General features: G+C 70.8%; 21 protein-coding genes. 8 read left to right on the plus strand and 13 right to left on the minus strand.

Features of this window, described 5'->3' with window-relative positions; all coding sequences use genetic code 11:
• Positions 1–106 precede the first annotated feature (106 nt).
• The 7 genes from mvk (at position 107) to ACFVDP_RS39410 (ending at position 7,707) form a co-directional block, all read left to right on the plus strand.
• Complete coding sequence (mvk, locus tag ACFVDP_RS39380) at positions 107–1,114, plus strand: mevalonate kinase (RefSeq protein WP_383501100.1); 1,008 nt, start codon at positions 107–109, stop codon at positions 1,112–1,114.
• Positions 1,104–2,162, plus strand: a complete 1,059-nt coding sequence (gene mvaD / locus ACFVDP_RS39385) for a diphosphomevalonate decarboxylase (RefSeq protein WP_383501103.1) — start codon at positions 1,104–1,106, stop codon at positions 2,160–2,162. The genes mvk and mvaD overlap by 11 nt, the downstream gene beginning before the upstream one ends.
• Positions 2,162–3,277 (plus strand): phosphomevalonate kinase, encoded by a 1,116-nt coding sequence (locus ACFVDP_RS39390; RefSeq protein ID WP_383501106.1) that lies wholly within the window; start codon positions 2,162–2,164, stop codon positions 3,275–3,277. Before mvaD ends, ACFVDP_RS39390 begins: the two co-directional genes overlap by 1 nt.
• Entirely contained in the window at positions 3,274–4,365 is a 1,092-nt protein-coding gene (gene fni / locus ACFVDP_RS39395) for a type 2 isopentenyl-diphosphate Delta-isomerase (protein ID WP_383501109.1), read from the plus strand. Before ACFVDP_RS39390 ends, fni begins: the two co-directional genes overlap by 4 nt.
• On the plus strand, positions 4,362–5,423 hold the full coding sequence (locus tag ACFVDP_RS39400; RefSeq protein ID WP_383501112.1) for a hydroxymethylglutaryl-CoA reductase: 1,062 nt from the start codon (positions 4,362–4,364) through the stop codon (positions 5,421–5,423). The genes fni and ACFVDP_RS39400 overlap by 4 nt, the downstream gene beginning before the upstream one ends.
• A 3-nt stretch (positions 5,424–5,426) precedes the next feature.
• Complete coding sequence (locus ACFVDP_RS39405; protein ID WP_383501115.1) at positions 5,427–6,596, plus strand: hydroxymethylglutaryl-CoA synthase; 1,170 nt, start codon at positions 5,427–5,429, stop codon at positions 6,594–6,596.
• Between the two features lie 133 nt (positions 6,597–6,729).
• Entirely contained in the window at positions 6,730–7,707 is a 978-nt protein-coding gene (locus tag ACFVDP_RS39410) for a 3-oxoacyl-ACP synthase III family protein (protein ID WP_383501118.1), read from the plus strand.
• An 18-nt stretch (positions 7,708–7,725) separates the two neighbouring features.
• Here the strand turns inward: ACFVDP_RS39410 and ACFVDP_RS39415 are convergent, their stop codons facing one another.
• The 11 genes from ACFVDP_RS39415 to ACFVDP_RS39465 all read right to left on the minus strand — a co-directional run bounded on the left by ACFVDP_RS39415 (position 7,726) and on the right by ACFVDP_RS39465 (position 20,498).
• Entirely contained in the window at positions 7,726–8,022 is a 297-nt protein-coding gene (locus ACFVDP_RS39415) for a DUF6059 family protein (RefSeq protein ID WP_383501121.1), read from the minus strand.
• Positions 8,023–8,124: 102 nt separating this feature from the next.
• Positions 8,125–11,436: a condensation domain-containing protein gene (locus ACFVDP_RS39420; protein ID WP_383501124.1), complete on the minus strand. Its 3,312-nt coding sequence runs from the start codon at positions 11,434–11,436 to the stop codon at positions 8,125–8,127.
• Positions 11,437–11,566: 130 nt separating this feature from the next.
• A complete protein-coding gene (locus ACFVDP_RS39425; protein ID WP_383501128.1) occupies positions 11,567–12,628 on the minus strand; it encodes an SRPBCC family protein in 1,062 nt (353 codons plus the stop codon).
• Between the two features lie 84 nt (positions 12,629–12,712).
• A complete protein-coding gene (locus ACFVDP_RS39430) occupies positions 12,713–13,366 on the minus strand; it encodes a thioesterase II family protein (RefSeq protein WP_383501131.1) in 654 nt (217 codons plus the stop codon).
• A gap of 94 nt (positions 13,367–13,460) precedes the next feature.
• Entirely contained in the window at positions 13,461–14,282 is an 822-nt protein-coding gene (locus ACFVDP_RS39435) for a BTAD domain-containing putative transcriptional regulator (protein ID WP_383501134.1), read from the minus strand.
• Positions 14,283–14,561: 279 nt separating this feature from the next.
• Positions 14,562–15,398 (minus strand): BTAD domain-containing putative transcriptional regulator, encoded by an 837-nt coding sequence (locus tag ACFVDP_RS39440; protein WP_383501137.1) that lies wholly within the window; start codon positions 15,396–15,398, stop codon positions 14,562–14,564.
• 296 nt (positions 15,399–15,694) lie between these two features.
• Positions 15,695–16,330 carry a ScbR family autoregulator-binding transcription factor gene (locus ACFVDP_RS39445; protein WP_383501140.1) on the minus strand — a complete coding sequence of 212 codons (636 nt, stop codon included), beginning with the start codon at positions 16,328–16,330 and terminating at the stop codon, positions 15,695–15,697.
• A gap of 77 nt (positions 16,331–16,407) precedes the next feature.
• Positions 16,408–18,000: an acyl-CoA carboxylase subunit beta gene (locus tag ACFVDP_RS39450; RefSeq protein ID WP_383501143.1), complete on the minus strand. Its 1,593-nt coding sequence runs from the start codon at positions 17,998–18,000 to the stop codon at positions 16,408–16,410.
• Between the two features lie 141 nt (positions 18,001–18,141).
• Positions 18,142–18,345, minus strand: a complete 204-nt coding sequence (locus ACFVDP_RS39455; protein ID WP_383501146.1) for an acyl-CoA carboxylase epsilon subunit — start codon at positions 18,343–18,345, stop codon at positions 18,142–18,144.
• Positions 18,346–18,489: 144 nt separating this feature from the next.
• Positions 18,490–19,713, minus strand: coding sequence for a cytochrome P450 (locus ACFVDP_RS39460; protein ID WP_383501149.1), 1,224 nt, complete (start codon positions 19,711–19,713; stop codon positions 18,490–18,492).
• Positions 19,714–19,811: 98 nt separating this feature from the next.
• Positions 19,812–20,498, minus strand: coding sequence for a ScbR family autoregulator-binding transcription factor (locus ACFVDP_RS39465; protein ID WP_383501151.1), 687 nt, complete (start codon positions 20,496–20,498; stop codon positions 19,812–19,814).
• Between the two features lie 384 nt (positions 20,499–20,882).
• Here ACFVDP_RS39465 and ACFVDP_RS39470 point away from each other — a divergent pair, with 384 nt between their 5' ends.
• The gene (locus ACFVDP_RS39470; protein ID WP_383501154.1) at positions 20,883–22,826 is read left to right on the plus strand and encodes an acyl-CoA dehydrogenase; all 1,944 of its coding nucleotides are present in this window, start codon (positions 20,883–20,885) and stop codon (positions 22,824–22,826) included.
• 77 nt (positions 22,827–22,903) lie between these two features.
• Here the strand turns inward: ACFVDP_RS39470 and ACFVDP_RS39475 are convergent, their stop codons facing one another.
• Positions 22,904–23,098 (minus strand): ferredoxin, encoded by a 195-nt coding sequence (locus ACFVDP_RS39475; RefSeq protein WP_383501229.1) that lies wholly within the window; start codon positions 23,096–23,098, stop codon positions 22,904–22,906.
• A gap of 10 nt (positions 23,099–23,108) precedes the next feature.
• Positions 23,109–24,317, minus strand: coding sequence for a cytochrome P450 (locus ACFVDP_RS39480; RefSeq protein ID WP_383501157.1), 1,209 nt, complete (start codon positions 24,315–24,317; stop codon positions 23,109–23,111).
• Positions 24,318–24,543 lie beyond the last annotated feature (226 nt).

Consider the following 24,543-nt stretch of genomic DNA (forward strand, 5'->3'; position numbering starts at 1 on the left):
CTCCACGGGAGAACGCGCCGGACAGGCGCGCGCTCCCTCATGACGATTTCCGTTCTCGATGCACAAACGACAAGGGGAGCTGAGTGCGTTGACTCTTCCGGCCTCAGTGGAGGGGGCACCGGGAACAGCGAAAGCGCCGGGTGCGCACCCGGCCGGCGGTGTGGTCGGCATCGGCCGCGCCCACGCCAAGGCCATCGTGCTCGGCGAGCACGCGGTCGTCTACGGAGCTCCGGCGCTCGCTCTTCCGGTATCCCGGCTCACGGTCACGGCGCGGGCCGCGCACTCGGGGGGCGACGGCACCGGTGACGACCTGTCGTTCACGATGCCGGGATCCGCCTCACCGGCGGTGGTGGCCCAGGCCTCGCTCAGCCTGCGCCGCCTCATCGACGCGTTCATGGCGCGGGCGGGGGTGCGCGGCGGCCCGCCCTTGGAGGTGAGCCTCGACGGCGCGATCCCGCCCGGCCGCGGTCTCGGTTCGAGCGCGGCCAACTCGCGCGCCGTCGTCCTGGCCCTCGCCGAGCTGTTCGGGCGTGAGCTGACCGAGGACACGGCGTTCGATCTGGTGCAGACGGCCGAGACGATGACGCACGGCCGGGCCAGCGGAGTCGACGCCATGACCGTGGGCGCGAAGGCCCCGTTGCGGTTCCGGGCGGGCCGGGCCCGTCCCGCGGCCGTCGGCTGCGACGACGTGTTCATCGTCGCGGACAGTGGCACCGCGGGCAGCACCAAGGAAGCGGTCGAGCTGCTGCGCGGCGGGTTCGAGCGGCGGGCGGGCGCGCAGGAGAAGTTCGTCGGACGGGCGACCCTGCTGGTCGACCGGGCCTGCCGGTACCTCGCCGAGGGGCGGCCCGCGGAGCTCGGCGGATGTCTGACGGGCTATCACGAGCTCATGCACGACGCCGGTCTGAGCACCGATCGCATCGACACACTGGTGCGGGCCGCGCTCGCGGCGGGCAGCCACGGCGCGAAGATCACCGGGGGCGGCCTGGGCGGCTGTGTCCTCGCGCTGGCCTCCCCGCAGTCGGCCGACCGGGTCACCTCGCACCTGCTCGAAGCCGGTGCCGTGCAGGCCTGGACCGTACCGCTCAAGGGGGCCGCCGGACATGAGCGGTGACCTCATGGCCTCCGGACGGCGGCCGGGCGGTCGGGCCCCGGACGAGGGCGCCACCGCCGTCGCACACCCGAACATCGCGTTGATCAAGTACTGGGGCAAGCGTGACGAACGGCTGTTCCTGCCCTGGACCGACAGCCTGTCGATGACGCTGGACATCTTTCCCACCACGACCTCGGTCCGGCTCGACGCCGCGGCCGGCGCGGACGTGGTCACGCTCAACGGGGCGCCCGCGCACGGCGAGGCGCTGCGTCGCGTCTCCGCCTTCCTCGACCTCGTACGCGAGCGTGCGGGGCTGCGGCAGCGGGCCGTCGTGCACAGCGAGAACACCGTCCCCACCGGGGCCGGTCTCGCCTCCTCCGCCAGTGGGTTCGCCGCCCTCGCCGTCGCCGCGGCCAGGGCGTACGGACTCGGCCTCGACGCCACCGGCCTGACCCGGCTGGCCCGGCGTGGATCGGGGTCGGCGTCACGCTCCGTCTTCGGCGGCTTCGTCGTGTGGCACGCGGGAACCACCGCGGGCACGGACACCGAGGCCGACCTGTCCTCCTATGCCGAGCCGGTGCCCGTGTCCCACGACGCGCTGGACCCTGCGCTGGTCGTCGCCGTGCTCGACGCGGGCCCCAAGGAGGTGTCCAGCCGCGGCGCCATGCGCCGCACCGTCGACACCTCCCCGCTGTACCGGCCATGGGCCCGCTCCAGCGCCGACGATCTGACCGAGATGCGCGACGCGCTGCTGCGCGGTGACCTCGCGGCGGTCGGCGAGATCGCGGAACGCAACGCGCTCGGCATGCATGCCACGATGCTGGCTGCGCGCCCCGCGGTGCGCTATCTGTCACCGGCCACGCTGACGGTCCTCGACAGCGTGCTGCAGCTGCGACGCGACGGGGTGGCGGCCTACGCAACCATGGACGCCGGACCGAACGTGAAGGTCCTGTGCGCCCGCGCGGACGCGCAGCGGGTGGCCGGCGCGGTGCGCGCCGCCGTTCCCGGCCGTGCCGTGCACGTCGCGGGCCCCGGCCCCGGCGCCCGGCTGACCGGTGAGGACGAGTGATGCGCCCCTCGGCCCGCCGCCCGGCCGTGGTCCGGCGCGCGCCGGGCAAACTGTTCGTGGCCGGCGAGTACGCGGTCGTGGACAGCGGCAATCCGGCGGTCCTGGTGGCCGTCGACCGGTACGTCACCGTCACCGTGTCCGGCGCGAGGACACCCGGCGTGGAGATCCGCTCCGATCTCGCCACGCACCCGGTGCACCGCCACTGGCACCAGGGGCGGCTCACGCCGGACGGCACCCGAGGTGGCGGCGACGGTCCGGTGCACGTGCTGTCGGCGATCGAGACAGTGGCCGGACTGCTCGCCGAACGCGGCCTGCCCGCACCGGATGTGGAGCTGTCCGTCACCAGCACGCTGCACGAACACGGCCGCAAGTTCGGGCTCGGTTCGAGCGGCGCTGTGACCGTGGCGAGCGTCGCGGCCGTGGCGGCGTACTGCGGCCTCGAACTGTCGCACACGGACGTGTACCGCCTCTCGCTGCTCGCCTCGGCCCGGATCGACCCCAAGGGCTCCGGCGGCGATCTCGCCGCCAGCACCTGGGGTGGCTGGCTCGCCTACCGGGCACCCGACCGCGGCTTCGTCCTCGACCTGGCCCGCGACCGGGGCGTCGAGGCGGCGCTGGCCGAGCCCTGGCCCGGGTTCGGTGTGCGCAGGCTGCCGCCGCCCGGGGACCTGTGCCTGGAGGTCGGCTGGACCGGGCGTCCGGCCTCCACCACCGCCCTCGTCTCCGATCTGCACCGGCGCGACTGGCGCGGCACGGCCGCGCACCGGAGGTTCGTCGCCGCCACCGTCGACGTCGTGCACGCCATGACGGACGCGCTGCGCGACGGTGACGGCCCAGGGGTGCTGCACCAGATCCGGCGCGCACGCGGGGAGCTGGCCCGTCTGGACGACGAGGTCGGCCTCGGTGTCTTCACCGACGAGCTGCGCGCGCTGTGCGACGCGGCCGAGGGCGCGGGCGGCGCGGCCAAGCCGTCCGGTGCGGGCGGCGGCGACTGCGGCATCGCCCTGCTGGACGCCGCGAGCCCGCAGGGCGTCTCGAACGTTCGCCAACGGTGGTCGGCGGCCGGGGTGCTGCCCCTGCCCGTCCGCGTCGTCATGGAAGGAATCCAGCAATGAGCGCATCGCGCAAGGACGACCACGTCCGGCTCGCCATGGAACAGCAGCACGCGCACAGCGGGCGCAACCAGTTCGACGAGGTGTCGTTCGTGCACCACGCCCTGGCCGGCATCGACCGGCCGGACGTGTCGTCGGCGACGGCCTTCGCCGGCATCACCTGGCAGGCACCGCTCTACATCAACGCGATGACCGGCGGCAGCGCCAGAACCGGTGTCATCAACCGGGATCTGGCGATCGCCGCGCGAGAGACGAAGGTGGCCATCGCGTCGGGCTCCATGCACGCCTACTTCAAGGACCCCTCGTGCGCGCAGACGTTCAGCGTGCTGCGCCGGGAGAACCCGGACGGGTTCGTGCTGGCGAACGTCAACGCGACGGCCTCGGTCGACAACGCGCGGCGCGCCGTCGACCTGCTGCGCGCCGACGCCCTGCAGATCCACCTCAACACGGCGCAGGAGACGCCCATGCCGGAGGGCGACCGCTCCTTCGGGTCCTGGGGTCCGCAGATCGGCAAGATCGTGTCGGCCGTCGGCGTCCCGGTGATCGTCAAGGAGGTCGGCAACGGGCTGAGCCGGCAGACCGTCCTGGCGCTGCGGGACCTCGGGGTGCAGGCGGCCGACCTCAGCGGCCGTGGCGGCACCGACTTCGCCCGCATCGAGAACGGCCGCCGCGAACTGGGCGACTACGCCTTCCTGCACGACTGGGGGCAGTCCACCGCCGCCTGTCTGCTGGACGCACAGGACGTCGGCCTGCCCGTGCTCGCCTCCGGCGGCGTCCGCCACCCGCTCGACGTCACCCGCGCGCTCGCGCTCGGCGCCCGCGCCGTCGGCTCGTCCGGTGGCTTCCTTCGCACCCTCCTGGACGGCGGGGTGCCTGCGCTGGTGGCGCGCATCACGACCTGGCTCGACCAACTGGCGGCACTGCAGACCATGCTCGGCGCGCGCACCCCCGCCGACCTCACGCGCTGCGACCTGCTGATCCAGGGCACCCTCCGTTCCTTCTGCGCCGACCGGGGCATCGACACACGTCGTCTCGCCCAGCGTTCGAGTTCCGGCGGCGCCCTTCACGAGATGACGGGAAGCACACGATGACTGAGACACACGCGACGGCCGCGGTCCCGATGAAGTGGGTGGGCCCCCTTCGCATATCGGGAAACGTCGCCACGACCGAGGCCCAGGTGCCGCTGGCCACGTACGAGACGCCGCTGTGGCCGTCGGTGGGCCGCGGCGCGAAGGTCTCCAGGCTGGCCGAGCGAGGCATCGTCGCCACCCTGGTCGACGAGCGGATGACGCGTTCGGTGCTCGTCGAGGCGACGGACGCGGGCACCGCGCTCGCGGCCGCGCGGATCATCGAGGCGCGGATCGACGAACTGCGCGACGTGGTGCGCACCTGCAGCCGGTTCGCCGAACTGATCGGGATACGGCACGAGATCAACGCCAATCTGCTGTTCCTCCGGTTCGAGTTCAGCACCGGCGACGCTTCCGGGCACAACATGGCGACGCTCGCCTCCGACGCGCTGCTCGGCCATCTCCTCCAGACGGTGCCCGGCATCTCCTACGGATCGATCTCGGGGAACTACTGCACCGACAAGAAGGCCACCGCGATCAACGGCATCCTCGGCCGCGGCAAGAACGTGGTCACCGAGTTGCTCGTCCCGCGCGACGTGGTCGAGGGCGTCCTGCACACGACGGCCGCCAGGGTCGTCCAGCTGAATCTGCGCAAGAACCTGCTGGGCACGCTGCTCGCCGGCGGCGTCCGCTCGGCCAACGCCCACTACGCGAACATGCTGCTCGCCTTCTACCTGGCCACCGGTCAGGACGCGGCCAACATCGTCGAGGGGTCCCAGGGCGTCACGATGGCCGAGGACCGCGACGGCGACCTGTACTTCGCCTGCACGCTGCCGAACCTCATCGTGGGCACGGTCGGCAACGGCAAGGGTCTGCCCTTCGTGGAGACCAATCTGACCCGGCTCGGCTGCCGGGCGGAACGTGTACCGGGTGAGAACGCGCGGCGGCTCGCCGTCCTCGCGGCGGCGACCGTGCTGTGCGGTGAACTCTCGCTGCTCGCGGCGCAGACCAACCCGGGTGAACTCATGCGCGCGCACGTCCAACTGGAACGCGACAACACAACCGCAAAGGTGGGTGCATAGGCCATGTCCCTGTCCATCGGAATCCACGATCTGTCGTTCGCGACCACCGAGTTCGTCCTGCCGCACACGGCACTCGCCGCGCACAACGGCACCGCGATCGGCAAGTACCACGTGGGCATCGGCCAGGAGTCGATGAGTGTCCCCGCCGCCGACGAGGACATCGTGACCCTGGGGGCCTCGGCCGCCGCGCCCATCGTCGCCCGGCACGGCAGCGACCTGATCCGCACGGTCGTGTTCGCCACGGAGTCGTCGATCGACCAGGCCAAGTCGGCCGGGGTGTACGTCCATTCGCTGCTCGGGCTGCCGTCGGCGACCCGGGTCGTCGAGCTGAAGCAGGCCTGCTACGGGGCGACGGCCGGCCTGCAGTTCGCCATCGGCCTGGTGCGTCGCGATCCGGGACAGCAGGTCCTCGTCATCGCCAGCGACGTCTCCAAGTACGACCTCGACAGTCCGGGCGAGGCGACCCAGGGCGCGGCAGCGGTGGCCATCCTGGTCTCGGCCGATCCCGCCCTGGTCCGGATCGACGACCCCTCCGGACTCTTCACCGCCGACGTCATGGACTTCTGGCGGCCCAACTACCGCGACACCGCGCTGGTCGACGGACAGGAGTCGATCGCCGCGTACCTGCAGGCGGTCGAAGGTGTCTGGAAGGACTACACGGAGCAGGGCGGCCACGCGCTGGAGGACTTCGCCGCGTTCTGCTACCACCAGCCGTTCACGAAGATGGCCCACAAGGCGCACCGCCATCTGCTGGAGTACTGCGGCCAGGACGCCGACAAGGACGACATCGCCCGCGCCATCGCGCCGACCACGGCCTACAACACCGTGGTCGGCAACAGCTACACCGCCTCGATGTACCTGGGTCTTGCCGCACTGCTCGACCAGGCGGACGACCTGTCCGGGCGGCTCGTCGGTTTCCTCAGCTACGGCTCCGGCAGCGTCGCCGAGTTCTTCGCCGGGACCGTGGTCGCCGGGTACCGGGAGCGCCTGCGCACCCAGGGGCACCGCGAGGCGATCGGCCGGCGCCGGCCCGTCGACTACGCGGGCTACCGCGCCCTGCACGAGCGCGCGTTCCCCACGGACGGCGGCGACCACTCGACCCCGGAGCAGACGACCGGGTCCTTCCGGCTGGCCGGGATCAGCGGCCACAAGCGCATCTACCAGGCGCGCTGAAGCCGTTCGCGGTTCTCGACGGTGGGCAGCCCGCGCGGGCTGCCCACCGTCGAGAACGCCGGGGCCGCACACCGGCACGCCCCGGCACCAGCACGCACAGCTCATTCCAACCACGGAAGGGGAGGGCAGTCGCATGACCGACGTCAGGATCATCGGCACGGGTGCCTACGTACCGGACCGGATCGTCTCCAACGACGAAGTCGGTGCGCCTGCGGGGGTCGACGCGGCCTGGATCACCCGCAAGACCGCGATCCGGGAGCGTCGCTGGGCGGCCCCCGGCCAGGCCACATCGGACCTGGCCACGGCGGCGGGGCGGGCCGCGCTGAAGTCGGCCGGCATCACCGCCGAGCAGTTGTCCGTGATCGCGGTCGCCACGTCCACGCCGGACCGGCCACAGCCGCCCACGGCAGCCTACGTACAGCATCACCTCGGTGCCCCCGGCACCGCGGCCTTCGACGTCAACGCGGTGTGCTCCGGCACGGTGTTCGCGCTCTCCGCGGTCGGCGGAACCCTGGAGCACCGGGGCGGTCACGCGCTGATCATCGGCGCTGATGTGTACTCGCGCATCCTGGACCCGGCCGACCGCAGGACGGTCGTCCTGTTCGGAGACGGAGCCGGCGCGATCGTGCTCGGCACGACCGGCCGCGGCCCTCGCGTGCGGCATGTCGCACTGCATACGTTCGGCGAACTGTCGGGCCTGATCCAGGTGCCCGCGGGCGGCAGCCGACTGCCGCTGGAGGCCGACGGGCTCGACGCCGGGCTGCAGTACTTCGCGATGGACGGACGGGCGGTGCGCCGTTTCGTCGTCGAGCAACTGCCGCATCTGGTCAAAAGGTTCCTGCACGAGGCGGGTGTCGGCCCGGAGGACATCAGCCACTTCATCCCGCACCAGGCCAACGGCGTCATGCTGGACGAGGTCGTCGAGGACCTGGCCATGCCCCGCGCCACCACGCACCGGACGCTGACGCACTACGGCAACACGGGGGCCGCCTCCATCCCGATCACCCTGGACGCGGCCGCCCGGGCAGGCGCCTTCCGGCCGGGACAACTTCTGTTGCTGGCCGGTTTCGGCGGCGGCATGGCGGCGAGTTTCGCGCTGGTCGAGTGGTGAGCCGGCCCGCCGCGCGGGTCAAGGCCCCTCGTCAGGAGGCCGTACGCCGTCGTGGGCGGGCCACAGCTCCCGGTCGAGGCTGCTCTCCTCCTCGGTGAGTGGAAGGTCGGGGCGCAGGCGCTCCGGATGTCCGGGCGGCGGCCCGAAGTGCGCGGACGGGGCGAGGGGCCCCGGCTCCGGCGTGCTGGCGGACGTCACGAAGTGGTACATCCACGGTCCGGTCTGGACGGCGCCCGTGATCTTCAGGGACCGCCAGGCCGAGCGCAGGAAGCGGCACGTCAACAGCGCGCGGCCCGCCCGCAACCACCGTCTCATGTCCGCCCTCTCGCCGGTCCGCTCGGATCTGTCCGCACAGACTGGCAAGATCCACTCGCGAGGCGGTCGAGGATCGCCCCCGGCCGGGGCCGAGGCGGTGGGTCAGTTCCGCGGCGCGCAGGCGGCGGCCAGCGCCCCCGACAGGCTGTGGGCCCGGTGCCACTCGTCGTCGACCGCACCCGCGAGCACCACCTTGGGCGGACGCCCACCGACGGTCGCGATGCGCCGCGCAAGGTCGCAGGCGAACACACCGGCTCCGGAGAACCCACCGAGCAGCAGCAAGGGATCGTCGCCGAGCGCGGCCAAGGCGGCCTCGGTGCCGTCGGCGACGGTGGTCAGCACCAACAGTTTCTGAGGCCCCTGATAGGTGTAGGCCATCAGGTCGTAGCAGTGCGCGGGCGTGCCCGACGGCGGGATCAGGCAGATGGTGCCCGCCCCCTCCTCGCGCGCCGCACGCAGCGTCACCAGCAGGTCGGTGCCGCCCGCGGAGCCGGTCTCGGGCACCTGTGCCATGTGCGGCACGGCGGTGCTCTCCAGCAGGCGGATGGCCTCGGCCACCGTCGTGGACTCGCCCGCCATCAGGGGCAGTTCGCACAGCAACAGGGCGCTCTGGGCCAGCAGTTCGGCTGCCGCCTCCTCCCCCAGCACAGCCCGGTCGTGCACACCCGTGAGAACGAGTGCGCCCGAGCTGTCGTGGTGGGCGAGCAGTCCGACGGGCAGCACGGAACGGGCGGGCAGCGTGCCGGTGAACTCGGCCTGGATGCCCTGGGCTGCCAGCTGGTCCTCCAGGCCCTGCACCGGATGCGGCGGGTCCTCGAACACCAGGACTGTATCGGCGGGATGGGTGTGCCGGGCGCCGGTCCAGTCACGGATCAACTCCGCGGGCACCCACTCGTAGGCGGCCATGTCCAGGGCCCGGTCACGCAGATGCCGCAGCAACTGCGGCACCGACCCCGCCGGGTCCACCTCGACGGTCATCGGCAGCGCGTTGCGCAGCGGGCCGGGCATCCGGGCCGCGCCGTCCAGCGAGATGCCGCGCCCGGACACGGTCACCGCGAAACAGACCTGGGCCGGTCCCTGCGCGCCGCTGGCCCGGTACAGGAGCATCGACCACACGGCTTGCAGCACGCTGCTCTCGGCGGTGCCCCAGATACCCGCCCAGTGTGCGAGCCGGGTGGTGGCCTCGGGATCGAGGCGCAGCCGGGACCGGCCGATGCCGGTCAGGCCGGTGGGCCCCGCGGCCCTGCCGGGCCGGGATGCGGCGCCGTCGGGCGCGGGCAGGCTCCGCCAGAACCCCCGGGCGGGCTCGAGGTCCTGGGCCGCGACCCAGGTGGTGTAGTCGCGCAGATCGGGACGGCGCTCGCCGCCGGGCAGGCTTCCCCCGGTCAAGTAGGCACGGTAGAACTCGCGTACCAGCAGGTGTGCGCTCCAGTTGTCGATCAGGGCCCGGTGGTAGGTCAGCAGGATCCGCGTGGGGGCGACGCGGCCGTCGGGCGCGGCCGTCGGCCCGGTCTCCAGAAGCGTCACACGCAGCGCTCCGGGGCGGCTCAGGTCGAATCCGCGCAGCCGGTCGTGTTCCAGGAACGGGGACCAGCCGGCGTCGTCACAGACCTGACGGTTGATCTCGGGCACCACCCGCTGGTGCAGCGCGAGCAACAGTTCGCCACCGCCGGTGAACGCGGTGCGCAGCACCGTCTCGCAGTCGAAGACCGACTGCCAGGCCGCCGCGAAGCGCTCCGCGTCGAGGGGGCCGTGCCACACCCACACCAGTTGCTCGACGTGGCGGCCGGTGCCGGGCTCCGCCTCGCCGCCCGTGCAGAGAGCCGTCTGCTGGGCGGTGGGCCGGAAGGTGATGCCGGCCGGCGCGGCGGGCAGCGCGGCCAGCTCCTCCAACTGCTCGCGCAAGAGCCGCTCCAGCTCGTGGACCCGGGCGTCGCCGAGCCGCGCGTCGGCGACCCAGTCGAGGTCGATGTGCAGCCTGCCGCCGATGACCCGGGCCCGTACCTCGACCGGTCGGCCGGGCCTCGCTTGGGCGGCGCCGGCCGCGGTCCGCGCGCGGACGCGCAACGGCTCCCCCGCGCCGTGCAGGATCAGACAGGCCTGGGAAGGCGGCAGTTCGGTCAGGGCGTCCCGCAGCAGCGGGTCGGGACTCCATGCGCGGCAGGCCCCGAAGCCCGCGCCGCCCGCGGCCCGCCCCGCGCAGGCCGTGAGCGCGCCGGCCAGGGCGTCCAGCCGGCGCAGGGGGTCGGGCCCGCGGCCGGGGGCGAGGTGCACCGGATAGGGATCGGTGAGCCTGCCGACCTGCCGCAGCAGCCCCGGGCGGTCCGGCCGGGGGTCGCCCCAGACGTCGAAGTCGACCTCGTCGCGGTCGTACCAGTGGGCGAGGGCCAGGGCGAACACCCCGGTCAGCACCTGCCCAGCGGTCAGCGCGAGCCGCCGGGCCAGGCCGCCGGTGATCCGCTCGGTCGCTCCCTCGGACAGCACGAAGGCGCTGCGCCGCGCGACACCGGACGGAGCCGGCCGGTGCCCTGCCGCCCGCGTCCCCCGGCGGGCGGCCACGGCGCCCCAGTGCCGCGCCTCATCGGTGTCACGGGCCACCGCCCGCAGTTCGGCGACCCAGTCGGCCAGACCGTCCGGCAGGCGGCTCGGCCTCGGCGGGTCCCCGTCGGCGGTCGCGTCGAGGGCGGCCGTCACATCGTCGATCAGGATGCGCCAGGACTCGGCGTCCGCGGCGAGTTCGTGGAGGATGAGCGCGAACCGGTCCCGGCGCGGCCCGTCCGGCCTGCGGTCCCGGGCGAGGAGGGCCCGCAGCTGCACACCGGTACGCGCGTCGACGCTACGGCCTGCGCGGGTCAGCTCCTCGGCGAAGGAGTCCTCGTCGGTGAACTCTCCCTCCACCAGTGGATCCGGCCCTGGGTCGGCGGACGCGACCGCGTCGCTGCGCCAGGTGCCCCTGCCGTCGAGGCGGGAGCGCAACTGGGGGTGGGCGGCGACGACGGCGCGCAGTGCCTCCCGCAGCACGCTCGCCTCCGGCGGGGACTGCGGCTCGATGACGACGGCCTCGTACCGCTGCTCTCCCCCGGGTCTTCGGACGGCGTGCTGGGCGGCGGTCAGCGGGCGCCTGGCGACGGGCGGCTCGGTGAGCAGATCGGCGACACAGCCGGAGACACGGGCCCCGGAGACGCCGCGCGCCGCGGACAACCGCAGGGTGTGGTGGTCGGGGCCGTGCCGCGACAGCCGGTAGCGCACGGCCCGGTGGTCCGGTCCGTCGGTGGCGAGTTCGCCCAGTTTCTTCTCCAGGGCGACGACGTCGAGCGTTCCGTGCAGTTCGAGGGGCCACGGCGTCGGGTAGGGAGCGGACCCGGGTTCCACCACCACACAGATCGACGCGTTCGAGGAGGGGTGAACAGTCATGATGTCCGGGGTGCGCGGTCCGCTGCGCGCGGCCGGGCACTCCAAGCTCCTCTCTGTCCACCGTGTGGAAACTGCCTCTCTTCCCTGGCGGCCCTCGATGTGCCGGATCGACAAGGGTCGGACTTGCACGCTAGCGCCCCGGCGCGACGGCGTCCGATCTCCCGAGCGGGTGTGCAGCGGCGTCCGAGCGACGCCCGAGGGCGGGCCCGCGGTCGAGACCCGGCAGCCCCTCCTGCCGCAGCATGCGCACAGCGCTCTCCGCGTGCTGCTTGGCGAGGGCGAGCAGGGTCCGGCTCGCCTCGGACAGCGAACGGTGCACCTGCCGCCGCACGTCGGCCAGGCCCGCGCGCCCGTCCGGACCCGCGGTGCCGCCGTGCCCGTCGCGCAGCGCGACCCGGTGCCGCATGCTCACGCTCACGCCTGTCTCGTCGGGGGCGACGGACCATTCACCGATGTGCGCCGCCAGCGGGGCCGCGGGCGCCGTCTCCTTGTAGACGATGCGACCCGCGTGCGGGAAACAGATCCGCACCGACTCCGTGGTCTGCGCGCCGTGTTCGGTATGCGTGTCGAGGATCAGGTGTTGCACCCCGGGCACGTCCTCGACGAGAGCGGCGCGGGCGACGTGAGGCACCCGGCCGGGCCAGTCGGCAGCCCGGTAGAGGAAGTCGTAGACCAGCTCCGGGGAGCCGTTGACACGAGTCGATACCTCGAAGGCCAGCGTCAGTTCGTCCAGTCGCGTCCATCGCTCGGCCAGCCCCTTGAGGTCGGCGAGGTGGATACGGCTGTTGCGGTCGACAGCGTCACGCGCCCACGCCAGATCCGCGGGCCGGTCGTCGACGACGCCGAGGGTGTGCCGCACGTGCGCCGCGCTGGTGCGCGGTCCCTCGGCACGCACGCTCAAGGCGCCGGTCATGAAGTCGAGCGGGGCGGCCGGCTGCTCGTGCCACCAGTCGATGCGGCGCTCCACCGGATCGAGGCGCCGGTGCATGATGCACGATTCCAGCCGGCCTCCCATGAGGGCCCACATGCGCAGCCGCTCGTGTTCGCCGTCGAATTCCAGGCGCTCCACGTGGACGTTCTCAGAAAAGTACAGAGGCCAGTTCTCGGCGTCGGCCATGAGTGTGTAGACCACCCCCGCCGGCGCGTCCACCTGTACGTCGTGTGTCGTCCAGTCCGCATGCTCAGCAGACATCTGCACACCTTTCTCTTCGCACCACGCCGTCGCTTTCCAAAGGGAATCCGGACAGCGGGAATTCGGGGACATGCGCCGCGGGGCTCAGGCGGCCGACGTGGTCCGGCGGGTGAGACGTCCGGTGATCCGGCAGGCCCGTCCCAGGAGCCGCGGCAGTTCGCGACCGCGCACGAAGTAGTGCCGCCCCGGGACGGTCCGCAGCCAGGTGGGCCCCTCGGTCCATCGGCGCCAGTCGTCGGCGATCGCGGGCGGTGCCAGCGCGTTGCCTTCGGAGGCGACGACGAGCAGCGGAGTGGCGAGTGGGCCGGCCGTCATCGGCTCACGGACCGCTTCCTGCAGGGAGCGGGCGAGTCGGAGGTCTGCGTGCGACACGGGCAGTGCGGCCCGCTGCCACACCCCCTCCTCGCTGTGCGGCGGCGGCCAGGCGCCCACGGCGAGGAGCGCGGGGCCGGGCAGACCCGCCTCGTGCAGGGCCCGCGTCGCGGCGAGGGCGACGAGCGCCCCGAGGCCGTGCCCGTACAGGACGAACACCCCCCGCCGCGGGTCGGCGAGGCGGGGCAGTATCTCGGCGAGCAGCTCCTCGCAGGTGTGCACCCGCGACGCGCGGCGCCGCCGGCCGTGACCCGGCAGGGACACCTGGACCGGCTCCACACCGGCGCCGACGTTCGCCGCCCAGTGGTCGAAGGTCCCGCCGGAGTGCGCGAAACCGTAGAGCCGCACCGGCGGTTCGTCCGACATGGCGTCCTCCTCCCCTGCGCCTCTGATCGCGCGGAGGGCAGACTCCGAGGATCGCCGAACGCTCTCGAACGGCGGTTGAGAACGGCCGGAGCCGTCAGGCCGCGTACCGGTCGAAGGTGGAGCCGCGCCGCGGGCCGGCCACCACGTCGAGTTCGGGGTCGACCGAGAGGATGGCCTGGTGCAGACGCTGCAGCTGCGGCGAGGGCTCCACACCCAGGTCCTCCGTCAGCCGCCGCCACATCTTGCGGTACACCTCCAGCGCGGCTGCCTGCCGGCCGGACCGGTACAGGGCCACCATCGCCTGGGCGTGCAGGCCCTCGTGCTGCGGGTGGCGTGCGATCAGATCGACGAGTTCGGCGAGCAGTTCGGCGTGCCGCCCCAGCCGCAGATCCGCGTCGATCCGCCGCTCGACGGTGACCAGGCGGGACTCCTCCAGGCGCATGACCTCTATCTCGAGGACCGGTCCGAGCCGTACGTCCACCAGCGCGGTCCCCTGCCAGAGGGCGAGCGCCTGCCGGAAGCGCTGGGCGGCCTTTTCGTCCTCGCCCTCCTCGAAGGCCTCCTGACCCGAGGCGACCAGGCGTTCATAGGCGTGCACGTCCACCGAATCCTGCGGGATCTGCAGCAGGTAGCCGCCGTGCCGGGTGGCCAGCACGTTCTTCGCGTCCTTCGGCTCGTCCGGTCCCATCGCCGTACCGAGGCATCTGCGCAACTGCATGATGTACGTCTGCAACGTGGTCATCGCGCTCTGCGGGGGCTCCGTACCCCATATCTCCTCCATGAGCGTGGCCACGGGCAGCACACGGCTGGGATAGAGCGCGAGCAGGGCGAGTACCTGCCGGGGTTTACCGGCGGTGGGGACGATCGACCCGCCGTTCACGGTGGCACACAGCGGACCCAGAACCCGAATCTCCATGGCTTCCTCCGTTCGTCGCGGGCTCTCCCGCATGGCGGAAAGTCGTCGGCGAATTGGCAGGCTAGCCCCACCCGCTACCGAAGTGCCGACTTCTTCAGTGGAGTTCGAGCAAACCTCGAAGGACGGACCACCAGAACAAGGCGCACGGAGAGAAAACGAATGCACGGATAAAGATCCACTGGTCGTGAGCACCGGTCCGGCAGAAGGTTTTCACCGGAATGCGGTCGATCGCCTACGACCCCGCGAACTCGCGCCTCGGTTCGGGAAATTCGTGCGCCCTCAGTTGCTCCGCACCAGTCGCTCGCCGCCACCGTTCGAGGCGGAGTCGAGCGCGCTGTCGGGGGCGGCCATGAGGATCAGCCGCTGCATTCTGCGCAGGTCGGCCGACGGCTCAAGTCCCAGCTCCCGTACGAGGGTGGTGCGCACCCGCTGATAGGCCGCCAGCGCCTCGCTGCGCCGCCCGGAGCGATGCAGGGCCAGCATGTACTGGCCGTGCAGGTTCTCATGCGTCGGATAGCGATTGACCAGGACGGTGAGCTCGGCGAGCAGATCGCGGTGGCGGCCCAGCCGCAGATCCGCCTCGATGCGCTGGTCGAGGGCGCACAGCCGGGTCTCGTCGAGGCGCTTGGCCTCCATCTGGAGCACCTCGCCGAGCTGTACGTCGGCGAAGGCGGGGCCGGTCCACAGTTCGAGCCCCTTCCTCAACTGCCGTACCGCGCCCTGGAAGTCACCCGCGTCGATCGCCCGGTAGCCCACGCCCGCCAGCCGCTCGAACTCCCTGATGTCGCTCGTGCCGTCACCGCTGTCGAGCAGATATCCGCCCGGCAAGGTGGCCAGCACGTCCTTGGCCGTGCGCCGCTTTCCCTCCTCGGGCCGGCCGTGCTCCAGGGCGGCTGTGATGAGTTCGCGCAGTTGAAGCACGTAGGTCTGCAGTGTGGTCCGGGCGCTGCGCGGGGGTACACCGCCCCACAGCTCCTCGGTCAGTGCCGCGACGGAGACCACTTGATCCGCGTGGAGGGCCAGCAGGGCGAGAACCTGCCGCGGCTTCGGCGCGGTGGGCGTGATGGAGACGCCGTTCTCCCTGACGTCCAGAGTGCCCAGTAGCTCGATGTTCACGCGCTCTCCCTAATCTCATGTCCTCGATCGAGTACTCCGGGTTTTCCAGGGCCGTCGCCGATGGCTGTCCAGCGCGCATCACAATAAAAACAGCACGACCGGTCTGTCAATACAAAACGGCGCGTGCTGTTTTTTTCTGAGACCAGAGAGCCTCGGTAGGGTCAACACAGCGTCAACAGTGCCTGGTTGTAGGGCAGTTGCAGTGCCTCGCGAGCCGGCCTCCGTGCCCTCTTGAGCAACGGCTCTCAAGACCGGAAGCGCCGAATCGAGATCAATTAACAGACCTCACGGACTGTTTACGTGTCGGTCTGCTCGGCCTGTTGCGATCCCACGCACACCAGCGCCTCCAGATCCCGCCGGTCGACGAGACGGGGCAGCAGCAGCTCCCAGAAGCGGGTGACCGTCTGCCGGGAGAGCCAGCTGGCGTCCGTGCCCCCCAGCACCTCGAAGCCCGTGGTCGCGGCGACGATGACAGACGCGCCCGCCGTCCACGACACCCCGTCGGCGAGCACGCCGTTGCGCTCGGCCCCCCGCAGCGCGTCCTCGACCCAACTCTGCCACTGGCGGCGCAGCGGGGATTCCGCGTGCCGGGCAAGGTCGGCGGCGAGCTCGAAGCCACTGCGCATCACCACGTCCCGGGCCAGCAGACCCATCAGATCGTGCGTGGCATCCACCAACCGCTGAAGGGAGTTGTCCCCCGGGACCCGCGCCCTCTCAAGGACCCGCAGCAGTGTCGCGGCGGCCTCCGCCTCCACCGCTTCGGCGAGCGCCCGCTTGCTGGCGAAGTGGAAGTGCAGCGCGCCGTTGCTGACACCGGCGCGTTTGCTGATGGTACTGAGCGACGCAGCAACGAAGCCTTCCTCCGCGAACACCTCGGCCGCCGCCCTGATCAGCGCACACCGGGTCCGGGCGGCTCGTTCCTGCTTGACCATGCTGCGCCTCCTGGAGGGCGTGGGGACGCCGATAGCCAGGAGGACAGCGACGTCAACAGACTACTTTCATAGCGCACTTATTGTGGCGGGTTGCCGTGTTTGCGGGACGGCAGGTCGGCATGCTTGGAACGCAGCATCGCCAGTGACCGGATGAGCACCTCGCGGGTCTCGGCGGGGTCGATCACGTCGTCCACCAGGCCACGCTCGGCCGCGTAGTAAGGGTGCATCAACTCGGCCTTGTACTCCTTGACCATCCGCGCTCGCGTGGCCTCGGGGTCGACGGCCTCGGCGATCTGACGACGGAAGATCACATTCGCGGCGCCCTCGGCGCCCATCACCGCGATCTCGTTCGTCGGCCATGCGTAGGTGAGATCCGCACCGATCGACTGCGAATCCATGACGATGTACGCCCCACCATAGGCCTTGCGAAGGATCAAGGAAATCCGGGGCACCGTGGCATTGCAGTACGCATAGAGCAACTTTGCACCGCGCCGGATGATGCCGCCGTGCTCCTGGCCGACGCCCGGCAGGAAGCCCGGCACATCGAGCAGAGTGACGATCGGGATGTTGAAGGCGTCGCACATCTGGACGAAGCGCGCGGCCTTCTCCGATGCCTCGATGTCCAGGACGCCCGCGAGCGACTGCGGCTGGTTGGCGACGATGCCCACGACCTGGCCGTCGAGCCGGGCGAGGGCGCAGATGATGTTGCGCGCCCAGCGCTCGTGGACCTCCAGGTAGTCGCCGTCGTCGACCAGTTCCCCGATCACACCGGCCATGTCGTAGGGACGGCTGCCGTCCACGGGCACCAGGTCGAGCAGCTTGTCGCCGCGGCGTTCCACCGGATCGTCGCAGCGCACGCGCGGCGCGCTCTCCCGGTTGTTCTGCGGGAGCATCGACAGGAGGTAGCGGACCTCGGAGATGCAGGTCTCCTCGTCGTCGTAGGCGAAGTGCGCGACGCCCGACGTCTCGGCGTGCACATCCGCGCCGCCCAGGCCGTTCTGAGTGATCTCCTCCCCGGTCACGGTCTTGACGACGTCCGGGCCCGTGATGAACATCTGCGAGGTCCCGCGGACCATGAACACGAAGTCCGTGAGGGCCGGCGAGTACGCCGCGCCGCCCGCGCACGGGCCGAGCATCACGGAGATCTGCGGGATGACACCGGAGGCCTTGGAGTTGCGCTGGAAGATGCCGCCGTAGCCGGCGAGCGCGGAGACGCCCTCCTGGATGCGGGCGCCCGCGCCGTCGTTCAGCGAGACCAGCGGGGCACCGGCCGCGATGGCCATGTCCATGATCTTGTGGATCTTCGTGGCATGGGCCTCGCCCAGGGCGCCGCCGAAGATCCGGAAGTCGTGCGCGTAGACGAAGACCGTACGGCCCTCGACCGTGCCCCACCCGGTGATCACTCCGTCGGTGTACGGCTTCTTGACCTCCAGGCCGAAGCCGACCGCCCGGTGCCGGCGCAGCTGCTCGATCTCGCTGAACGAGCCCTCGTCCAGCAGTAGTTCAATGCGCTCGCGCGCGGTCAGCTTGCCCTTGGCATGCTGCGCCTCGGTCGCCTTCTCGCTCGGACCGGACACGGCCCGTCCCTTGATCTCGCGCAGCTCCGCGATGCGCCCACCGACGAGAGTCGGCCCGGCCTCGACCGGGTCCACAGCAGTCCTCGCCACCATGACAGGTCCCTTCCTTGGGTGTGCCGAGTCGCCTCGGGACCCCATCGAGAGATTATGAAACCGCATATGCGGTTTGTAAAGCTGAGATGCGCCTCCCCTGTCCGCCTCTCCCCCGTTCGCCCCTCCCCGGTCCGGAGTACGTCACCGCCAGCTGTCCGGGGCGCGATATGCGTCGCCCCGGTGCCACCAGGGGGTGCCCGCGGTCGCGCGGGTGTCGTCGCCCTCGGCGGGTGCGTCCGCGTCCCTCCGGGCCAGCAACAGCACGGTGAGAGCTGCGAGTTCCTCTGCGGTGGCCCGCCCGCGCTCCACGCGGATCAATGACGGCAGCACGTTGTCGTGTCTCATGCCCCTCCTCAGCCTGCCGTCACCGTCCCGGACCTCGGTCGACGCCTGCTCAACAGCGGCTGTGGCCCCACTGGAGGATCGGTGCGGGCGCGACAAAGATCCCCGTGGCCCTGAGCGGGCCACGGGGACATGTGCCGGACGGGCTCAGCCGAGAACGACGGGCAACTCCCGGTAGCCGTTGATGATGAACGACCCCAGCGGCTCCAACTCGTCGCCGCCGACGGCCAGGGAGATGCCGGGGAACCGCTCGAAAAGGGATCGCAGAGCGATCGTGGCCTCCAGCTTGGCCAGCGGCGCGCCCAGGCAGCGATGGACACCGTGCCCGAAGGACAAACCGTCCTGACGGTCCGCTTTGAGCACGTCGAACGTCGCCGCGTCGGGCCCGTGCGTCTCACGGTCACGGCCGGCGGCGGCGAAGGAGAGCAGGATCGGGTCGCCCTTCTTGATGAGGACGCCGTCCAGGTCGATGTCCTCCACGGCGAAGCGCATCGGCGAGTAGGCGGCGGGGGCGTGCACCCGCAGGGTCTCGGCGATCACATCGTCCCAGTCGGCCCGGCCCGCCCTGACGTGTTCGAGCTGCTCGGGGTCGGACAGGAGCGCCGCGACCGCGTTGACGAGGAGTGTGCTGGTGGTCTCCTGACCGCCGGCGATCATCAGATTCAGCGTGCCGAGGAGCTCCCCCTCCGTGAGCCGGTCACCGTCGTCTCTGGCCTCGACCAGGGCGGAGGTCAGGTCGGTGCCCGGCCGGGCCCGCTTGCTCGCCACGAGGTCGGCGAGGAGACCGAGGACCCTGCCCTGCGCCGCGGCCATCTCCTCTCCTGTGACAGAGGTGCTGAACACGGTGTGCATCGCCCTGCACACCGTGCTCTGGTCCTGCGGGGCCACTCCGAACAGGTCGCAGATCACGCGCATGGGCAGCTCGTCCGCGTACCGCGCACGCAGGTCGATCCGCTCCCCCGGCGGTGTCGCGGCGAGTGCGTCCAGCAGCTCCCGCGTGTTCTCCTCGACACGCGCCCGCATGGTCTCGGTGCGCCTGGCGGTGAAGGCGCCCGCCACCAGGCGCCGCAGTCTCGTGTGCGCCGTGCCGTAGGAGAAGAGCATGTTCTCGTTGGCCACCCACGGGTAGAGCGGCCACGCCTCGGTGATCCGTCCGTCGATGAAGGCCGGCCAGTGCAACCGGGCGTCCTTGGAGACGCGCTCGTCCAGGACCAGTTGCCTGACATGCTGAGGACGCACCACTGCCCAGGCGATGACATTGCCCGGAAGTTCGACCTCGACCGCCGCGCCCTTCTCGCGCAGCAGCTCGGCCTCACCAGCGAGATCACGTCCCGTGACGTCCAACGCGTACGGGCAGACAGTTGTTTCCATCCGTGCACTCCGATCAGTCGGTGTTCACCACAGGTCCAACTCATGCGCGTGCACGGGAGATCAAACCGCATCCCGGTGGGATCAGGCAGGTGGTTCGGTCAACCCGCCACTTCGGCGGCGGCCTCGTCCCGCTTCTGCTGCATGACCGCCAGCAGCTTCGCTCCACGGGCCGGGTCGAAGTCCATCCGGGCCAGCACGCTCGGCATCGCGACCGACGGGATCAGTTGCTGATACAGGTCGGTGACCCGCTCGGTCATGTCCGTCCGGCCGGTCAGGATGTTCGACAGAACCTGTACGCCGGTGAACGCGCCGACCAGCAGCACCGCGAGGGACTTCAGGTCCACGTGCGGGAGGACTTCGCCCCGCTCGGCCGCCTCCTGGAGCAGGTCCAGCGTGTGCGCCACCCATGCCTCCATCGGGACCCGGCGGTCGATCCCGTCCTTCGACGATCCCTGGTCCACGATCAGACGCACCCCGCCCTGGACGAGCGGGTCACCGGTGTCCGGCTTCAGCAGAACGGCGAGAAGCAGCGCCTGGTCCAGCGACTGCTGAAGCTTCAGGTCCTGCGGCGGAACCGCGGGGAGGGCGTGGACCTGCTCCGCGAGGACGCCCTGGGCGAGCTCCTCCTTGGACGCGAAGTGAAAGTAGAGAGCGCCCTTCGTCACACCCGCCCGCTTCAACACCTCGGCGATGGTCGCGGCCTCGTACCCGAGTTCATCGAAAACCTCGGCCGCCGCCACCAAGATCGCCTGTCGCGTCCGGACGGCTCGCTCCTGCCTTGCCACAATCCACCTCCACGCCCCCCGCTCAGCTTTCCGGTCACAACAAACCGGCATGCCGGATCTTAGTGGGACGGCCCCCGCGGACGGAATGGCGGATTCCGGCCAGCCGGCGCACCTGAACCCGGACCTCACATCGGCCCACGCTCCCGAGCAGAATAAAACCTCGCAGCCGGTTTTTCAATGGACCGGGATGACTGACCTGCGCCAGGTGCCTCAACCGGGCCTCTACCTGCAACTCCCTTAGTTTCCAACGGACTTGATCAACAAGGCAAGCAGGTCAACTGTTGCCAAAGACCGTTGCAAAAGAAACCGGTTAGTACGTACTTTACGTGCGTCCGGATCCACCGCCCCATCCCAGTCGTCGTCCTTCCCACAGTGGAGATCGCTATGAACCTGCTGACGCAACCGCCGCAGGCTCCTGGCACCATCGGAGCAGCAGACGAGTACCGCCTCGCGGAGCCGACCCTCCGAGAGTTGACGTACATCCTGTTCGACCGCCACGACCGGAGCCGGCTGCACAGCGGCTGGCGTGCCCTCATCGCCGACGAGAGCTTCCATCAGCAGCCCGGACTCACCGCGCAGGAACGCACCGCCCTGTCCTACGCACGACTGAGAAAGATCAATTCGGCCGTCGCCGATCCTCGGGACCTGGCCCGGGACCCGAGGAAGCTGGCCGGTCTGCATGAATGGACGGGCTTCCTGGACGGCGGTCTGTGCACGCTGGAGAGCATCCACTACAACCTGTTCCTGGGCAGTCTTCTCGACCATCAGACCCCCGCCGACGGCCGGGACCTGAGCGATTACACGACTCTCAGACGGACCGGAACGTTTTTGTGCACCGAGCTGGAGCACGGCAACGACGCCGCCCAGCTGGAGACCACCGCCACGTACGATCACGTCACCGGTGGGTTCGACCTGCACACCCCGAACCCCGGGGCCCAGAAGTTCATGCCCAACACCAGTACGACGGGTGGACCCAAGAGCGCCCTGGTGGCCGCACGTCTGGTGGTGGACGGTCAGGACGAGGGTGCCTTCCTGTTCCTCACCCCTCTCAGCGACGATTTCGGTCATCTGCCCGGGATCCACGTACGCCGGCTGCCCGCCCGCCACGGCACACCGGTCGACCACTGCGTCACCGCCTTCGAGCACGTACGGCTGCCGCGCGAGGCGCTGTTGGAAGGCATGCACGGACATCTCGACCCCGAGGGCGGGTTCGTCAGTGCCCTCGGCAACCCGCGCAAGCGATTCCTGAAGACGATCAGCCGGGTCACCACCGGCAAGCTCTGCATGAGCGCCGGCACACTCGGCATGGCGCGGGCCGCGCTCACCATCGCCGTACGCCACTCCCACACCCGGCTCATCGCCGGCGCGAAGGCCGGCCGGCGCATCCCGATCGCGGACCACCGAAGCCACCACGGACGGCTGCTCAGCTGCCTCGCGACCGCCTACGCCATGACGTTCCTGCACCGCAGCGTGCTCGACCGCTGGGTGGCGCACACCCCCGAGGAGCAGGAGGAGACCGAACGCCTCGTCGCCATATCCAAGGGCTGGATCACCTGGCAGGCCCGTGGGATCGCCATCGAGTGCCGCGAGCGATGCGGCGCCCACGGTCTCTTCTCGCACAACGGGCTGTCCGAACTCCCCTCGAACATCGAGGGCGGTATCACCGCCGAGGGCGACAACCTTGTCGTCTGGGTGAAGGCCGCCTCAGAGATGATCTTCGGGCACGTCGTGGACCGCACCGGCCACGACGACCGCGCACCCGAGGACCGCTCGCTGGACGATCTGTCGTACCTGCGCGAACTGCACGGCCGGGTCGAGGCCATCTGGCAGGACCGGGCCCGTGCGGCGATGCGCCGGGGCCGCAGGGGCGACCCGCTGGGCCGCTGGAACTCCGCCTCCGCCAGCGGCCTCGAAATGGTCTCGGCGCACGCCCGGCTCCAGGCCGCGGACGCGTTCCTCGCGGCGATCGCCATCACGACGGACCCGACGGCCCGCGCCCTGCTGGAGGACCTGTGCCGACTTTTCCTGCTGGAGGAACTCGCCAGGCACACCGGCGATCTGCTCAGCGAAGGGCGGCTGACACCCGGTCATGTCCGCGAACTGCCGACCAACGTCGAGCGGATCATCGAGCGTCTGGCTCCCCGGCTCGCCCTTCTCGCCGAGGCATTCGACCTGCCGGAGGAGTATCTGAAGAGCGTGCCCATCGCCCAGGGGCAGCACGTGATGGGCCTCGACAAGTTCCTCACGCTCGACGCGGTGACCTTCCCCAGCCCCACCCCCGGTGCCGAGCAGCACCTGCGCGGCCCGGTGCCCACCGTGCTCGCCTAGGGCCCGTCCTGCCGCCGTGGCCCGGGGCCGCACCGCCGTCCGGTGACGGTGCGACCCCGGTCCGGCTTGTCCGTGGGCTAGATCTCCTCGACCTCGATGGCCTGCACGGGGCAGGCGCGCACGGCCTCATGCACCAGGGGCTCGCCCGCCCCGTCCTCCCGCCCGGGCAGCACCTCGCTGAGGCCGTCGTCGTCCTGTGTGAAGACGCCGGGCACGGTCAGTGCGCACATGCCCGCGCCCATGCAGCGGTCCTTGTCGATCTCGATCCGTATGCTCATCGCCCTACCACCTGACCGGGAGTCGGATCATGCCCTGCAGTGTGGTGCCCGGTTTGAAGGGGATCTCCTCCGACGGCGCGGCGAGTTTCAGACCGGGCAGGCGGTCGAACAGGCTGCCCAGCCCGATCTCGATCTCCGCGCGGGCCAGGTTCTGCCCCAGGCACTGATGGATGCCGAAACCGAACGCGAGGTGGTGGCGGTCCTCGCGGTGCCAGTCCAGCTCGTCGGGCGCGGGGTGCAGCGCGGGGTCACGGTTGATGAGGGACGTCGACATCATGACGCCGTCGCCCGCGCGGATCGTGCGGCCCTGGTACTCGATGTCCTCCGTCGCCACTCGCATGCCGCCCTCGGCGACCGAGAGGAAACGCAGCAGTTCCTCCACGGCCGCCGGGAGCAGCTCCGGGTGCGCCCGCAGTTCGCCGAGGCGTTCGGGGTGCTCGATCAGCGTGAACGCCCCGAGAGAAAGCATGTTGGTGGTGGTCTCGTGCCCGGCGACGACCAGCAGAGCCGCGAGCGCGATCAGCTCGTCGCGCCTGATGTCGCCCCGGGCGTACGGCTCGTGAATCAGCTCGTCGAGCAGGGCGTCACCGGGTTCGCGCTGCTTCAGCTCGATCAACTCCCCCAGGTAGGCGTCGAGTTGCTCTCCGGCCTCCTGGGTGTCCTGGACCGTCGGTCCGGCCAGCAGACGACGCGACTGCTCCTCGAAGAACTCGTGGTCGGAGTAGGGCACACCGAGCATGAGGCACATCACCTGCGACGAGACCGGCAGCGCGAACGCGCTGACCAGCTCGGCGGGCGGGCCCTGAGCGATGATGTCGTCGATGAGCCGGTCGACGATCTCCTGGATACGAGGACGCAGCGCGGAGATGCGTTTGGCCGTGAAGGTGGGAATCACCGTCCGGCGCAGCGCCTTGTGCTCCGGGTCGTCCATGCCCAGCAGCGAAAGACGGCGCCCGCGGACGCGGTTCTTGAAGCCCTCCGTGGGCGAGGGGAACGCCTCGTTGTCCTGGTCCGCGGACAGGCGCTGGTCACTGAGCAGGTCCCTGGCCGCCGCGAACCCGGTCACAAGCCACACGGCGCGGTCGTCGTAGAGCTTGACCTGGGTCAGCGGCCGGGCCGCACGCAGCGGGTCGTACCCGGCCGGCGGGTGATAGGGGCACGTGCGGTCCTGGGGAAAGGGGACGAGCGGGTGCGGGACAGCTTCTTCCGACATGGATGCCTCGCATCTGTAGCTGCAGGTGAACCGGATCAGGCGGTCCGCTGACGGCCAGGCCCGTGGGCGCAGCGCAGGCGACCGGCGTCACCATAGACGCGGGGTGGGGCACGAACGCACGGTGTGGGAACAGAAAAACCCCCCGATCGCCCCCCCACCCGAAAAAACAAAACAAAAACCCCACCAACAGTTTTTTTTTTGTCCTCCCCACAAATGGCAACGGGAC

This window comes from Streptomyces sp. NPDC057694, assembly GCF_042799415.1.
In the GTDB taxonomy this organism is placed as follows: Bacteria; Actinomycetota; Actinomycetes; order Streptomycetales; family Streptomycetaceae; genus Streptomyces.

Coding starts and splice junctions, on each gene's coding strand:
- mvaD (WP_383501103.1), top strand. CDS start 1,104: ATGAGCGGTGACCTCATGGCCTCCGGACGGCGGCCGGGCGGTCGGGCC.
- ACFVDP_RS39430 (WP_383501131.1), bottom strand. CDS start 13,366: ATGTCGGACGAACCGCCGGTGCGGCTCTACGGTTTCGCGCACTCCGGC.
- ACFVDP_RS39450 (WP_383501143.1), bottom strand. CDS start 18,000: ATGGTGGCGAGGACTGCTGTGGACCCGGTCGAGGCCGGGCCGACTCTC.
- ACFVDP_RS39390 (WP_383501106.1), top strand. CDS start 2,162: ATGCGCCCCTCGGCCCGCCGCCCGGCCGTGGTCCGGCGCGCGCCGGGC.
- ACFVDP_RS39405 (WP_383501115.1), top strand. CDS start 5,427: ATGTCCCTGTCCATCGGAATCCACGATCTGTCGTTCGCGACCACCGAG.
- ACFVDP_RS39400 (WP_383501112.1), top strand. CDS start 4,362: ATGACTGAGACACACGCGACGGCCGCGGTCCCGATGAAGTGGGTGGGC.
- ACFVDP_RS39470 (WP_383501154.1), top strand. CDS start 20,883: ATGAACCTGCTGACGCAACCGCCGCAGGCTCCTGGCACCATCGGAGCA.
- ACFVDP_RS39415 (WP_383501121.1), bottom strand. CDS start 8,022: ATGAGACGGTGGTTGCGGGCGGGCCGCGCGCTGTTGACGTGCCGCTTC.
- ACFVDP_RS39425 (WP_383501128.1), bottom strand. CDS start 12,628: ATGTCTGCTGAGCATGCGGACTGGACGACACACGACGTACAGGTGGAC.
- ACFVDP_RS39435 (WP_383501134.1), bottom strand. CDS start 14,282: ATGGAGATTCGGGTTCTGGGTCCGCTGTGTGCCACCGTGAACGGCGGG.
- ACFVDP_RS39455 (WP_383501146.1), bottom strand. CDS start 18,345: ATGAGACACGACAACGTGCTGCCGTCATTGATCCGCGTGGAGCGCGGG.
- ACFVDP_RS39420 (WP_383501124.1), bottom strand. CDS start 11,436: ATGACTGTTCACCCCTCCTCGAACGCGTCGATCTGTGTGGTGGTGGAA.
- ACFVDP_RS39410 (WP_383501118.1), top strand. CDS start 6,730: ATGACCGACGTCAGGATCATCGGCACGGGTGCCTACGTACCGGACCGG.
- ACFVDP_RS39445 (WP_383501140.1), bottom strand. CDS start 16,330: ATGGTCAAGCAGGAACGAGCCGCCCGGACCCGGTGTGCGCTGATCAGG.
- ACFVDP_RS39480 (WP_383501157.1), bottom strand. CDS start 24,317: ATGTCGGAAGAAGCTGTCCCGCACCCGCTCGTCCCCTTTCCCCAGGAC.
- fni (WP_383501109.1), top strand. CDS start 3,274: ATGAGCGCATCGCGCAAGGACGACCACGTCCGGCTCGCCATGGAACAG.
- ACFVDP_RS39460 (WP_383501149.1), bottom strand. CDS start 19,713: ATGGAAACAACTGTCTGCCCGTACGCGTTGGACGTCACGGGACGTGAT.